The sequence below is a fragment of the Gluconacetobacter brunescens genome (assembly GCF_048695475.1).
Taxonomy (GTDB): domain Bacteria; phylum Pseudomonadota; class Alphaproteobacteria; order Acetobacterales; family Acetobacteraceae; genus Gluconacetobacter.
On the sequence record NZ_JBLHEN010000001.1, the window covers coordinates 2,515,468 to 2,529,350 of the forward strand.

The 13,883-nt window shown below is 66.8% G+C and carries 9 protein-coding genes; 6 read left to right on the forward strand and 3 right to left on the reverse strand.

Features of this window, described 5'->3' with window-relative positions; genetic code table 11:
* The first annotated feature begins 36 nt into the window (after positions 1 to 36).
* The 5 genes from ACMAUO_RS11180 (at position 37) to ACMAUO_RS11200 (ending at position 8,854) form a co-directional block, all read left to right on the forward strand.
* Positions 37 to 1,656, forward strand: coding sequence for a serine hydrolase (locus tag ACMAUO_RS11180; RefSeq protein ID WP_420356952.1), 1,620 nt, complete (start codon positions 37 to 39; stop codon positions 1,654 to 1,656).
* A gap of 235 nt (positions 1,657 to 1,891) precedes the next feature.
* The gene (locus ACMAUO_RS11185) at positions 1,892 to 3,100 is read left to right on the forward strand and encodes an FAD-dependent oxidoreductase (RefSeq protein ID WP_420356953.1); all 1,209 of its coding nucleotides are present in this window, start codon (positions 1,892 to 1,894) and stop codon (positions 3,098 to 3,100) included.
* 17 nt (positions 3,101 to 3,117) lie between these two features.
* Entirely contained in the window at positions 3,118 to 5,505 is a 2,388-nt protein-coding gene (locus ACMAUO_RS11190) for a penicillin acylase family protein (protein WP_420356954.1), read from the forward strand.
* Positions 5,502 to 6,776: a serine hydrolase domain-containing protein gene (locus ACMAUO_RS11195; RefSeq protein ID WP_420356955.1), complete on the forward strand. Its 1,275-nt coding sequence runs from the start codon at positions 5,502 to 5,504 to the stop codon at positions 6,774 to 6,776. Before ACMAUO_RS11190 ends, ACMAUO_RS11195 begins: the two co-directional genes overlap by 4 nt.
* A gap of 5 nt (positions 6,777 to 6,781) precedes the next feature.
* Positions 6,782 to 8,854 carry a S9 family peptidase gene (locus tag ACMAUO_RS11200; RefSeq protein ID WP_420356956.1) on the forward strand — a complete coding sequence of 691 codons (2,073 nt, stop codon included), beginning with the start codon at positions 6,782 to 6,784 and terminating at the stop codon, positions 8,852 to 8,854.
* A gap of 12 nt (positions 8,855 to 8,866) precedes the next feature.
* Here the strand turns inward: ACMAUO_RS11200 and ACMAUO_RS11205 are convergent, their stop codons facing one another.
* The 3 genes from ACMAUO_RS11205 to ACMAUO_RS11215 all read right to left on the reverse strand — a co-directional run bounded on the left by ACMAUO_RS11205 (position 8,867) and on the right by ACMAUO_RS11215 (position 12,966).
* On the reverse strand, positions 8,867 to 10,300 hold the full coding sequence (locus ACMAUO_RS11205; protein WP_420356957.1) for a sugar porter family MFS transporter: 1,434 nt from the start codon (positions 10,298 to 10,300) through the stop codon (positions 8,867 to 8,869).
* A gap of 171 nt (positions 10,301 to 10,471) precedes the next feature.
* Positions 10,472 to 12,190, reverse strand: coding sequence for a stimulus-sensing domain-containing protein (locus tag ACMAUO_RS11210; RefSeq protein ID WP_420357273.1), 1,719 nt, complete (start codon positions 12,188 to 12,190; stop codon positions 10,472 to 10,474).
* 65 nt (positions 12,191 to 12,255) lie between these two features.
* Positions 12,256 to 12,966 carry a response regulator transcription factor gene (locus ACMAUO_RS11215; RefSeq protein ID WP_420356958.1) on the reverse strand — a complete coding sequence of 237 codons (711 nt, stop codon included), beginning with the start codon at positions 12,964 to 12,966 and terminating at the stop codon, positions 12,256 to 12,258.
* A gap of 204 nt (positions 12,967 to 13,170) precedes the next feature.
* On the opposite strand from ACMAUO_RS11215, the gene ACMAUO_RS11220 reads away from it, so the two are divergent.
* Positions 13,171 to 13,800 carry a nucleotide exchange factor GrpE gene (locus tag ACMAUO_RS11220; protein WP_420356959.1) on the forward strand — a complete coding sequence of 210 codons (630 nt, stop codon included), beginning with the start codon at positions 13,171 to 13,173 and terminating at the stop codon, positions 13,798 to 13,800.
* Positions 13,801 to 13,883: the final 83 nt, after the last annotated feature.

Here is a 13,883-nt window from a genome sequence, read left to right on the forward strand (position 1 = left end):
TGCTCTTAATAGATCCCTTTCCACTCAGGACCGTCCATGCTCCAGCGTATCCGACATTCCTGCATGATGGCCGTCTCGGCCGTCGCTCTTCTGTCCGCGCCGAGCGCCACCCACGCCGCATCCCTGCCGCCGGGGCTGACGGAGCAGAAAATCGGCACGACGGTGGAACGCGCCCGGCAGGCGTTCAACGTGCCGGGCATCGCTGTGGCCGTGGTGCATGACGGAGAAATCGTATTCCGCCACGGCTACGGACGACGCGCGGAAGACAAGACAAGCGCGCCGGTCGACGCGCGCACGCTGTTCGCCATCGGGTCGAACACCAAGGAATTCACCACCACGGCGCTGGCGCAACTGGTCGACCAGGGCAAGCTGGACTGGAACGACCGCGTCATCGACCACATGCCGGAATTTCGCGTTGCCGATCCGTCGATCACGCGGGATTTCCGCGTGTCGGACCTGCTGACCCACCATAGCGGGATGGGGCTGGGCGCCGGAGACCTGATGCTGTTCTCGCACAGCACGCTCACGCGGCCGGAAATCCTCGCCGGCCTGCCGTTCATGCCCTTCACCGCGCCATTCCGCACCCAGTTCGCCTACAACAATCTTCTCTATGTCGTGGCCGGCGCACTGGTCGAGCGGCTGACGGGGCAAAGCTGGGAAGAAATTGTCCAGAAGCGGCTGATCGACGCGGCGGGCCTGCCCGCCTGCCAGAGCACGCCACCGGTCAAGGGCCAGACGAACGTGGCGACCGGTGAAGGCGAAACCGGCATCCTGCCCGACAAGGCCGCGCTCCAGTTGCCCGGCGTGGCCCCCGCCGGCGGCATCTGGTGCAGCGCCGACGGCATGGCCCGCTGGGCCCAGACCTATCTCAACGGCGGCCGCACGCCCGACGGCCGGCAGATCTTCAGCCAGGCCAGCCGCGACACGCTGTGGGCACCGCATGCGCTGCTGCCGCTGCCCGACACGGCGGACGCAACGAAAACCCATTTCCGTGCCTATGGCTATGGCTGGTTCATGGAGGATTTCTTCGGCCAGAAGCGCGTCTGGCACACCGGCACCATCGACGGCATGGTCAGCTACATGACCTTCCTGCCGGAAAGCCGGACCGGCATCGTCATCCTGACCAACCATGACGACCACAACGCGACCTACGCCATCGCGACGACGCTGAGCGCCTACGTCGCCACCGGCACCAGCGCCGACTGGGTCGCGCACTGGCAGGATGCGGAGAACGCCGCGCACGCGGCGGAGGCGAAAGCCGCCACCACCACCGGCCCGGGCTCGCCAGCGCGGCCCTTCATCACGCTCTCCGAAAGCACCCAGCAGGATTATGTCGGCACCTATCGCGACGATTGGCGCGGCCCGATCACCGTCAGCAGGCGGGGAAAGGACCTGCGGATGGCATTCAGCCATGCCGACGGCCTGACCGGAACACTGTCCGCCCTGCCGCACGACCTGTTCGTCGTCCGGTGGGACGATCGCGGGCAGGACAGCAGCGACGATTCCTATGTGCAGTTCGAACGCGATGTCTCCGGCCAGGTGGTCGGAATGAGCCTGCGCGTGATCGGGTCCGATTTCAGCTTCGATGCGCAGGATCTGCATCCCAGGAAAGTCAGTTCTTCTTTTTCTGAAGAAAAAGAAGCAAAAAGACTTTAATCCGCTCAGGGCCATCGCATGCCTCCAGCACAAGGCTCCCGACCGAATCAGAGTTTTTTGGTTCTTTTTTTGCAAAAAAGAACAGAGACAATCGCCCCCGTCCGTTCGTTCCCAGTTAACCGCAGGTTATGAGAGGACGGTCTCTTTGCATTGGCTGAAACGCCCCCGGACTTCTAGGCTTTGCCCATCATGACGGCGCAGAAATGCGGCCAGCCTATGGATATTCGGAAATTTTATGGCCGGCAGACGGACCATCACCATCATCGGCGGCGGCGTCATCGGCCTCACCGCCGCCTATACCCTTGTTCGGGCGGGCCACGACGTCACGCTGATCGAGCGAGACGAGGCTGTCGGGCAGGAAGCCAGCTTCGCGAATGGCGGCCAGCTCAGCTACCGCTATGTCAGCCCGCTGGCCGATGCCGGCGTGGCGCGCGACGCTCTGGGCTGGCTGTTCCGCCCGCATTCGCCGATCGCATTACGGCTGCGGGCCGATCCGCGCCAGTGGCGCTGGCTGCTCGCCTTTCTGCTGGCCTGCAACCGGCGGACAAATCGCGAAAATGCCGCGACGCTGCTCGATCTTGCCGTGAGCGGGCAGACGGAACTCCAGATATGGCGCAATGCCGGCCTGGACGATTTTCTGTGGCGCCGTCCAGGAAAACTCGTGCTGTATCGGAATGCTTCGACATTCCGCAAGGCGGCACGCTCCATCTCCGATCCGGACCGGCAGCGCGCGCTGTCCCCTTCCGAATGCGCGGCGGTCGAACCCGCGTTCGCGGGATTGCAGCCCCGGCTCGCAGGCGGAATCTTCTCACCCGAGGACGAAGTCGGGGATTGTTTCCTGTTCTGCGCGGCACTGCACAAGGCACTGACGGCGGCGCCGGGCTTTCGTCTCGTGCGGGGTACGGCCGCGCTCGCCCCAGGCAGGGGCAGACGATGCACCGTCAGCGTCGATGGCCAACCGTTCGAGACCGATCTCGTCATCCTCGCGGCAGGCATCGCCTCCCGTGCGCTGGCGCGGCCACTGGGGCTCGACCTGCCACTCTACGGCCTCAAAGGCTACAGCCTGACCACGCGGCCCCAGCCCGGCATCGTGCCCTCGGTCAGCGTGACGGATTACGACAACCGCGTGGTCTATGCCGGGCTGGGCGACCGGCTGCGGGTGGCGGCAATGGTCGATATCGGCTCCGAAGATACCACGCCCGACCCCAGGCGGCTGGCGGACCTGCGCACGCTGGTCGCCGCAACATTGCCGGGGACACTGGGGCAGGGCGAGGACGCGCCCTGGGCCGGCCTGCGCCCCGCCACACCGACCGGCGTTCCGATCATCGGCCGGACCCGCTATGACAATCTTCTGCTTAATGTCGGGCATGGTGCCCTTGGCTTCACGCTGTCGGTCGGCTCGGCACTCCGGCTGAAAGAGATCGTGGCCGGAACCATCGGTTAAGAAAGGAACAGGTTTCGATGCAGACGACCCGTCGCGCGGTTCTTCTTGGCGGCGTCGCCGCAACTCTGTCCATTCCGATGCGCGCCACCAGGGCCGCCCCATCCCTCCACGGCCTTGCCGGGCTCAGCCAACCGGTCGAGATTCTGGAAGATCGCTGGGGCATTCCCCATGTACGGGCACGCAGCATCCCCGACGCCTTCTTCGCCGACGGCTATCTGGTGGCACGAGACCGGCTGTGGGAACTGGATTTCGGCCACCGCCGGTCGCTGGGCCGACTGGCCGAACTCTTCGGCGCGGCCTTCGTCCCCTCCGACACCGCCAACCGGCTGGTCCTGTTCCGGGGCGACGCGGAACGGGAACTCGCCGCCTTCCCACCGATGGTACAGGCATGCGCACGCGCCTATGTCGCCGGGATCAACGCGCGGATCGCCGAAGTGACGGCAGACGCGGCGCAACTTCCGGCGGAATTCGCAATCTTCGCCTGCGCGCCGCTGGAATGGGATGTGCTGGACCTGATCCGCATACGCGCCGAGATCACAGGCAACACGCGCGTCGAAATCCGCCGGGCCCGGCTGGCGGCACGGGGCGCCCTGGCCTACGACACGATCATGACTCCGCTGGAACCCGCCCACGCGCTGCGCGTGCCGGACGGGCTGGATGTCGGCACGATCACCGAGGCCGATCTCGGACTGTTCGAGGTGCTACAGGCGCCCTTGCCACTGCATGACCTGCACGCGGCGGCCAGCGACGACACAAGGCGGCGGAACGAAGGCAGCAATGCCTGGATCATCGCCCCCACCCGCACCGCGACCGGCCGGCCGATCCTGGCCAACGATCCGCATCTCAATTTCGGCGCCCCCGGCCCACGCCATGTCGTGCATCTGACGGCGCCGGGGCTGGACGTAATCGGCGGCGGCTCGGCGGGCATGCCCGGCATCATGCAGGGCCATAACGCAAAAATCGCATTCGGACGCACCAACTTCCATATCGACCAGGAAGATCTGTTCATCCTGAACACCGACCCGCACGACCCGCTGCGCTATGCCCACCAGGGCGGCTGGAAGCGGATGGAACAGGTCGAAACGCGGATCGCGGTGCGCGGCGAGCCCGATCGGGTGGTGAGCCTGCTCTATTCCGTGCAGGGGCCGGTGGTGGCACAGGATGCGGCACATCACCGCGCGACGGCGGTCTCGGCCACCTGGCTGGCCCCCGGCGCGAACGGCCTGCTGGCCAATATCGGCATCAACCTCGCCCATGACTGGCCGAGTTTCCGCGAGGCCCTGCGGGTCCATACCAGCCCGACCAACTTCACCTATGCCGATACCAGCGGCAATATCGGCTGGCAGGCCGCCGGCGGCCTCCCCCGTCGCGCAAACGGCCATGACGGGCTGATGCCCGCACCGGGCGACGGGCGCTATGACTGGCAGGGCCTGCAACCGCTGGAAGCCCTGCCCAGCAGCTTCAATCCCGCGCGCGGCTGGTTCGGCACCTCGAACGAGATGAACCTGCCGCCGGACTACCCGGCGGAAGACCGGCGCGTCAGCTTTGAATGGCGCGACCGCTTCCGCCACGAGCGCGTCGCCCAGATGCTGGACGCCACGCCCCGCGCAACCCTGGCGGACAGCGTGGCACTGCAACACGACACGCTGTCCATACTGGCCTTGCAGATGGTGCGCCTGCTGCCCGAACTCCCGCCCACACTGGCCGCCGAAGCCGCACTATTGCGGGCATGGAACGGCCACGTCGAGGCCGACAGCGCGGCGGCGGCCCTGTATGAAATCTGGTGGACCCGGCTGGAACGCGCACTGCACGCCCTGATCATCCCGCCATCCCTGCACGACCTGCTGCCCGGCCCGGTCGGCGCCACGGTGCAACTCTCCCTGTTCCAGTCACCCGATTCCCGCTTCGGACCGAACCCGGCACAGGCACGGGACAAGATGCTGGCCGACTGTTTCAGCGCGGCGGTCACCGAACTGCGCGAACGGCTCGGCCCCCTGCCGGCCGCCTGGCGATGGGGCGCGTTGCACACCATCACGCTGCGCCACCCGCTGGCCACCGTCCCGGCGATCGCGGTGGCCTTCCCCACCATCGGCGGCACGGAGGCGGAAAGCGGCGGCGACCCCTACACGGTCATGGCCCGCTGGTACAGCCCGCAGACGGGCGGCGACCACGCCTACGCTGCAACGGGCGGCGCGAGCTATCTGATGGTCTGCGATGTCGGGGACTGGGACAAATCGCTGTTCCTCAATTTCCCCGGCCAGTCGGCCGACCCGCATTCACCGCATTACGCCGACTTCCTGCCCGTCTGGCTGCGGGGCGCAATGCAGAAGCTGCCCTTCAGCACACACGGCGTCAACGCCGCCGCCGTCCGGCGACAGACCCTCCAACCGGGAACCCGTCCATGAGAAACTGGCGCGCCCACGGCCTCGCCCTCGCGGCACTGGCCATCCTGCCTTCAACGGCACAGGCACAGACGACCACCGACCAGGCACTGAACCGCGTGCTGGCAGAAGGCGAAGCCCGGCCGCTGGCCGCGATCGCCGCCGTCCGCCTGCGCCACGGTCAGGTCGCCTACAGCTATTATGGCGGCTTCGCCCGCCGCACGCAGAGCGGCACGGAACCCGTCGGTCCGGACACACTCTTCCGCATCGCCTCGATCTCCAAGATCGTCACCACCATCGGACTCATGGAACTGGTCGAACAGGGCAGGATCGATCTCGATCACGATGCATCAGACTATCTCGGCTTCCGGCTGCGCAATCCCGATTTCCCGAACGTGCCGATCACGGTGCGGATGCTGCTCAACCATACATCCAGCATCCGCGACGCCGACGGCTACACGCTCCCCGCAGGCCACCGGATCGCGGAATTCTTCGACCCGGCCCGCAAACCCGGCGATCCCACCTATCATTTCGCACATGGCGACGGCCACCCACCGGGCACATGGTTCGATTACTGCAATCTCTGCTACGGCCTGATCGGCACGATGATGGAGCGCGCCAGCGGCGAACGGTTCGACCGTTTCCAGCAGGCGCATGTGCTGGCCCCGCTGGGAATCGACGGCGGCTACAACCCGGCCACCCTGGCCCACCCGGAACGCCTGGCCACGCTCTACCATCACCTGCCCACGGGCTGGGAGGCGGAGACAGACACGCTACCGGTCAAAAGCCGGGACCCGGCGGCATTGGCCGCCTACACACCCGGAACCAACGGCACCCTGTTTTCACCCCAGGGGGGCCTGCGCATCTCCATGCGCGGGCTGACCCGCCTCGCGCGCTTCATGCTCGGCCACGGCACGCTGGATGGCACGCGCCTGCTCTCCCCCCACAGCATCGACCTGATGCTGGCCCCCACCTGGCATTATGACGGCCATAACGGCGCCTGCCCGTACCCGATCGCCAGCTACGGGCTCAGCATGGCCAGGCTGACCGGCCAGCGGGATTCTTCCGGACGCGAAACCCGCCCCTACAAGGGATATTCCGGCGACCTGGCAGGCCATCTGGGCGACGCATACGGACTGAAATCGGGATTCTGGTACGACCCGGCAACCGGCGACGGCTTCCTGTTCGCGGCAGACGGCTTCCCCGATGACGGGCAGGAGCGTCCAGGCGCCTACTCCTCCTTCACCCATGTCGAGGAAGAAGTGTTCACCGCCCTCGCCGACGCCGGGAAGTAAGCAACATGACCATCCGATCCTCCCTCCTCGCCGCGTCGGCCCTGCTCGCCGCCACCATTCTCCCCGCGCACGCCGCCCCGACCGAAGACGCCACCCCTCTGGCCGCCCTGCTGGCCATGCCTTACGCCAACGGCCTGGCCGGCGCCGCCAAGGCGCCCCGCCTGGCGTGGGTCGAACGCCGGAACGGCATCCGCAATATCCTGGTCTCGGATGGCGGCGCCCCGCCGCACCGCGTCACGGCCTACACGAAAGACGACGGAACCGACCTCTGGGGCCTCACCCTCAGCCCCGACGGCCGGATGCTGGCCTTCGTCGAGGGAGGCGATCCCGAATATCCCGATGACGCGCCGCCAAATGCCGGCAACGCACCGGTGCCGGGCAAGCAGATGGTGCGCACCGTCCTCCCCGACGGGCGGATCGTCACGGCAGGGGAGGGGCATGCGCCCACCTTCTCGCCCGATGGCCGGCAACTGGCCTTCGCCCATGGCGGCACATTGCTGGTCGGCCGGGCCGGCGGCATCGCCCGCGCGGTCCTGACCACGCCGGGCGCGATCACCGCCCTCCACTGGTCGCACGACGGCACCCGCCTGGCCATCGAGATCGACCGCGAATCGCACGCCCTCATCGCATTATGGCAGGACAGGCCCGGCGATGGCGCGCCCGTCTTCCTCCCCGCCGCCCTGGCCCACGACCAACTGCCGGCCTTCTCACCGGACGGACGATCCATCGCCTTCGTGCGCATGCGCGAACCCCTGCTGACGGCCGAACGCGGGAAGGGCCGTTTCTGGTCGATCCAGACCTATGACATCGCCACCGGCACGGAACGCACGCTCTGGACGGCACCGGAAGGCGCGGGCAGCCGCTTCTGGGCACCGGAAGGCCTGGGCCTGACATGGACCGGCGACGGACGGCTGCTCTTCCCGTGGGAGGGCAGCGGCTGGCTCCGCCTCTGCGCGCTACCGGTCGCGGCCAGCCCGGCAACCCCGCACTGCCTGACGCCGGACGGCGCCGAAATCGCCGCCTATCGCCTGTCGGCGGACGGCACGCACCTGCTCTATACGACGAATGCCGGCGACCTCGACCATTGGCGCGCCTGGTCGCAACCGCTCGACGGCACGCCGGCCACCCCGCTGACCGCAGCGGACGAGCAGGTCACGGACCTGACGACGGCCGGCCCGGCAATCGCCGTCATGGCCACGGGCGTCGCCCAGCCCGCCCATCCGGTCGTGCTGCAAAACGGCGCCCGCCGGCTTCCCGTCCCCCCCACGGTGCCGGACGGCTTTACCTTCGCGGCTCCCCAGATTGTTCATATCCACGGCGCGGACGGATACGACATCCACGGGCAACTGTTCCTGCCGCCGGCCGCGACACAAGGCCCGCATCCGGCGCTGATCTTCGTCCATGGCGGCCCGGAACGGCAGATGCTGCCCGCCTTCAACGCCATGGGCTATTATTCCAACGCCTACATCATGAACCAGCTTCTGGCGGCGCGGGGCTATGTCGTCCTGTCGGTGAATTATCGCAGCGGTACCGGCTACGGCCTGGCCTTCCGCGACGCGCCCGGCATCGGCCGCGCCGGCGCCAGCGAATATGGCGATGTCCACGCAGCCGGCCTCTATCTGCGCGCCCGCCCCGATGTCGTCCCGGCCCGGATCGGCATCTGGGGCGGAAGCTGGGGCGGCTACCTGACGGCCCTGGCCCTCGCCCGCGACAGCGCCCTGTTCGCCGCCGGCGCCGATTTCCACGGCGTGCACGACATGACCGAGCCCGACCACCCGGGCCTCTCCCCCGAGGAAAAACAGCAGGCGCGCGACACCGAATGGCGATCCTCCCCCGCCGCCGACATCGCGCACTGGCGCGCGCCCGTCCTGCTGATCCACGGAGATGACGACCACAACGTCGAATTCGAACAATCCACCCTGCTGGCCCGCATGCTCACAGCGCGCAACGTACCGTTCGAGGATCACATCTTCCCCGGCGAACGCCACGCCTTCCTCCGCACGCAGGACTGGCTGACCGCCTATCTGTGGACCCTGCATTTTCTCGATGCCCACCTGTCGGCCGGAAACGAAAAATAGCGAGAACAGCTCTCAAGACACTCGGTGCAGACTTTCCCTACCCCCGACCTCCGCACCGAGTGTCTTTTCGAGATATCGTTCCAGCGTCTCAAGCGTCATGCCTTTCGTCTCCGGAAGGCACTTCATGACAAACAGCAGCGAACAGACATTGATGGCCGCAAACCCGAAGAATGTAACCGCCCCCATCGCGTGCAGCATGATCGGAAAAATGAAGGACGCCGTCGCATTGAATATCCACTGCGCGGCAACCGACAATCCCGTCAGCGCCCCCCGCACCCGCATCGGAAACAGTTCGGACATCAGAAGCCAGTAGAGCGGCGAAACCATCATCTGGATGAACAGCAGGGCCAGCAGGATGCACGCCAGGGCAAGCAGGCTCTTGGTCATCGACGCAGCCGGGAAAAGCAGAAGCACGGTGCCCAGGGCCATATGCGCCAGGACAACCGCCCCCAGTCCCCCCATGAACATCGTCCGCCGCGCATAGCGATTCATCATCCATATGCCGACAAACGTCGCCGCCACCGCCACAAGCCCGTTCCCGATCATCGCCGTCAGTGCCGCCTCGGTCTGCATGCCCGTCTGGCGCAGGATGATGGGCGTGAAATACATAAAGGCGTTCACGCCCGTAAACTGCGCGGCAAATCCCAGCCCGATTCCGATAACCAGAAGGCGGCGCATCCATCGTTCCCGGAACACATCACCCCACCCCTTCTGGTTTTCCTCCTCGTCACTGTTCTCGATGATCTGCGCCATCTCCTTCCGGGCCTGCTTGTCGCTCGATCGGATAAGATCCAGAACCTGCCGAGCTTCTTCATGCCGCCCCTTGCTGGCCAGCCAGCGCGGAGAACGCGGAACGAAAAACAGCCCGCTCCCCAGCAGAAGCGCGGGCACGCCCGCGATCAGCAACATGACCCGCCAGATCGCCGGAGAATCCGACACCGCCGCCAGCACGGCATTGAGCACATAAGCGATCAACTGGCCGGTCACGATCATCATCTCGTTCTGGCTGACAAGCGTCGCCCGGCGCCCGGCAGGCGCCATCTCGGAAATGAACATCGGCACCAGCGCCGACGCCCCGCCCACGGCAAAACCCAGCACCGCGCGCATGGCCACCATGGCCGGAACCGAAGGGGCCATGGCCGTCCCGACCGCACCGGCAAGAAAGACCAACGACAGTACGATCAGACTGTCCCGCCGGCCATACCGGTCGGTAAAATGGCCGCAGACCAGCGAGCCCACCGCCGCCGCCAGCACGAGCGAGGAGGTGACCAGGCCTTCCGTCAACGGTGTCAGGCCAAGCCCGCCCTGTGATGGGGGCCGAATCATGAAGGGAAGCGCACCCGATATGACACCGGTATCATATCCGAAGGCCAGCGCCCCCATCGTCACCACTATAACGATCTTGGTAACAAATTTCTGTTCCGCGGTAACTTTTGCCATTCCCAATAGGCGGATCGAAAACCGCCGCTCCTTTGATATCTATATGACTGATCAAGAGCGGAATTAACGCGGAACAAGTGCTGAATGTTCCCTCTTTACATCAAGGGTACGATTTTATGCCGTCACACGCACCAATGCCCCGCAGAAGCACGGGGCAGAAAAGGGCCTTACGCGACCCTATGCCCCACCGCGCGGCAGGGTCACGACGAAGCGCGCTCCCATGACCTGCCCGTCCGCCCCCACCCGGTTCTCGGCGCGGATCGTCCCGCGCAGGGCCTCGACGATCTGGCGGCTGATGGACAGGCCCAGCCCGGAATGCTGCCCGAAATTCTCGCTGGTCGGCCGTTCGGAATAGAACCGGTCGAAAATGCTGCCCAGCTTGGCGGCCGGAATGCCCGGCCCCTGGTCGGTCACCGCAATCTCCACCATCCCGCCGGAGACGGCGGCGGCACTGAGCACGATCTGCCCGTCCGGCGGCGAAAACGAGATCGCATTGCCGATCAGGTTGCGCAGCACCTGCACCAGCCGGTCCTCGACCGCCATCACCGTCAGCGGCTTGTCCGACGGCCCGGCGCTGCTTACGCTCAGGATCGGCTGGCCCGCGCTGCGGGTCGCCTGATGGATTTCGGCCAGCACCGACAGCATCGGCACCACCGCCACCGGCTCGGCCCGCGCGCGCGACAGTTCGGCATCCACCCGGCTGGCGTCCGAGATATCGGTAATCAGCCGGTCCAGCCGGCGCACATCGTCATTGATGATCGACAGCAGCCGGCGCTGGCGGTTCAGGTCCTCGATCCGCAACAGGGTCTCGATCGCCGAGCGGATCGAGGAAAGCGGGTTCTTGATCTCGTGGCTGACATCGGCGGCGAAGCGCTCGATCGCATCCATGCGCGCCCACAGCGCGCGGGCACTGTCCTGCAAGGCCCGCGCCACCTCGCCGATCTCGTCCCGGCGGGCCAGCAGGCGCGGCGGCACGCTGTCCGACCGGCCGGAGGATTCACGGATCACATGGGCCGAGGCCGCCAGCCGCAGCAGCGGCCGTGCGATGGTCAGCGACAGGTACCACGACAGCAGCACGGTCAGGGCCAGCGCCACCAGCACCAGCGACAGGATCGACGACCGCACCGCGAACAGCGACCGGTCCACATCGCGCGCCTGCCGCGTCAGCTGGATGATGCCGACCGTCTGCCCCTCATGCATCACCGGCTCGGCCACGGTCACGATCAGATGGCGGTTGGCGGTGCGGCGGATGTAGGGCGGCATTTCCGGCGCGGCCTTGCCGCCGCCCGCCATGGGCTGGACGGAAGGATCGGTATCGGGCGTATCCAGCGTGATGATCCGCGTGCCCGACAGGGTCGGCAGCATCGACAGCAGCCGGTCATAGAACCGCTCGGCGAACCCCACATTGGCGGCGGTATCCACCACCCGGTCGTCGCCGTCATCGCCGGCGACGGGCGAGGGCAGGGGCTGGGCATCGATCTGCCCGCGCACCCGGCGATGCCGCACCGCCGCCGCCTCGACCCGGCTGTCCGCCACCAATTGTCCGTCCGGGGCGAACAGCCGCGCATGGGCACTGGGGCTGGGCTCGGTCAGCCGCAGCAGCAGGGGCCGCGCCTGGGCGGCATCCAGCGCCGGGTCGGCCCCACGGCCGGCGGTCACCGCGTTCTGCCCCAGCGCGCCGGCATAGATGCGCGCCTGCTCGCGCAGCGCCATCACCTCGGCTTCCAGCAGGCTGTTCTGGAACTGGTTGAGATAGACCAGCGTCAGCGCCAGCAGCATCAGCGGCAGGGCGTTGACCAATAGAATACGCCGCATCAGCGGCGAGACGAGGCGCGTCCGATATTCATGGAAGGCCGAGGCGGCATCGTGGGTCTGGATCTCGGCCCACGATGCCATGGCCCGCCGCACCTGCCCCAGCAGGCCCGCTGGCGACGCCCTTCCGTCCCCGTCGCGCACCGGCACTATTCTTCCTTGTACCGGTAGCCGATGCCGTACAGCGTCTCGATCTGGTTGAAATCCTCGTCCACCTGGCGGAATTTCTTGCGCACGCGCTTGATGTGGCTGTCAATGGTCCGGTCATCGACATAGATGTTCTCGCCATAGGCGGCGTCGATGAGCTGGTCGCGCGACTTCACCAGCCCCGGCCGCGCCGCCAGCGCCTTGACCAGCAGGAATTCCGTCACCGTCAGCTGGATGTCCTTGCCGCGCCAGAGACACTGGTGCCGCGTCTCGTCCAGCGACAGCTCGCCGCGCACCAGGCTGCCGCTGATGGCCGGCCCGCCGGCCTCGGCCCGGTTGGCCTCGTTGCGGCGGAGCAGGGCGCGGATGCGCTCCAGCAGCAGCCGCTGCGAGAACGGCTTGGTGATGTAATCGTCAGCCCCCAGCCGCAGCCCCATCAGCTGGTCCACCTCCTCGTCCTTCGAGGACAGGAAGATGACGGGAAGCTGCGAGCGCGCCCGCAGGCGCTGCAACAGTTCCATGCCGTCCATGCGGGGCATCTTGATGTCCAGCACCGCCAGGTCGACCGGGCGGCTCATCAGCCCGTGCAGCGCGCTTTCGCCGTCGGTATAGGTTCGGACGTTGAAGCCCTCGGCCTCCAGCGTCATCTGGACCGACGTCAGGATATTCCGGTCGTCATCGACCAGGGCGATCGTGTGTTTCGTCGGCTCCATCGCGGCGTTCTCGCTCCATCACAGTCCAGGCGCCATCTTAGCCCCGGCCATGTGCCGATGTCATGACTGCCGGCTCATGACGATCCATCCATCTTCACCGGCGGCATTCCTGCCCTGCGTGGAGCGGGAATACCGCATGAACATCATGTTGAAGGTGGTCGTTACGCCTTGTCCAAGCGCCTGGGCTCACCTACTTCTCAAGACATGAGCCACGATACCGACCCCACCCACGTCGCCGACTCTCCGAGCGGAGAGACCGGGGCGTCCGCGCCGGGCCAACACCCCGGTAACGATCAGGACCCGATCCGGCCGGAAAGCGGCCAGACCGAGGCCGCCCACCCCCGCATCCAGGAGCTGGAAGCAGCCCTGGAAGACATGCGCGAGAAATGGCTGCGCTCCGAAGCGGAGATGCAGAACCTGCGCACCCGCACCAAGCGCGAGGTCGACGATGCGCGGCAATACGCCACGCAGAAATTCGCCCGCGACGTCGTCGAGGCCGCCGAGAACCTCAAGCGCGCCCTGGGCAGCCTGCCCGCGGCCGCCGAAGGGGAAGACGCCCTGATCACCCGCATGCGCGAAGGCATCGAGAGCACCGAGCGCTCGTTCCTGGGCATTCTGGAGCGCAACGGCATCTCGGCCACCGATCCGGCCGGCCATCCGTTCGACGCCAACCACCACCAGGCGATGGCCGAACAGCATAGCGACGAGCACGCCCATGGCACCGTGATCCAGGCCTGGACACCGGCCTGGACGCTGCATGGCCGCCTGCTGAAGCCGGCGATGGTCGTCGTCTCCAAGGGCGCGCCCCCGGCGGCGGAGAAGCCGGCGGGCTGAATCGCCCAGGGGGTGCCGCCACCCGGCGACAGTACCCCTTGAAACAGGCGCCATGGCTGAATACATGCTGAATACGGCCATGG

Coding starts and splice junctions, on each gene's coding strand:
- ACMAUO_RS11215 (WP_420356958.1), bottom strand. CDS start 12,966: ATGGAGCCGACGAAACACACGATCGCCCTGGTCGATGACGACCGGAAT.
- ACMAUO_RS11185 (WP_420356953.1), top strand. CDS start 1,892: ATGGCCGGCAGACGGACCATCACCATCATCGGCGGCGGCGTCATCGGC.
- ACMAUO_RS11180 (WP_420356952.1), top strand. CDS start 37: ATGCTCCAGCGTATCCGACATTCCTGCATGATGGCCGTCTCGGCCGTC.
- ACMAUO_RS11190 (WP_420356954.1), top strand. CDS start 3,118: ATGCAGACGACCCGTCGCGCGGTTCTTCTTGGCGGCGTCGCCGCAACT.
- ACMAUO_RS11195 (WP_420356955.1), top strand. CDS start 5,502: ATGAGAAACTGGCGCGCCCACGGCCTCGCCCTCGCGGCACTGGCCATC.
- ACMAUO_RS11220 (WP_420356959.1), top strand. CDS start 13,171: ATGAGCCACGATACCGACCCCACCCACGTCGCCGACTCTCCGAGCGGA.
- ACMAUO_RS11210 (WP_420357273.1), bottom strand. CDS start 12,190: ATGGCATCGTGGGCCGAGATCCAGACCCACGATGCCGCCTCGGCCTTC.
- ACMAUO_RS11200 (WP_420356956.1), top strand. CDS start 6,782: ATGACCATCCGATCCTCCCTCCTCGCCGCGTCGGCCCTGCTCGCCGCC.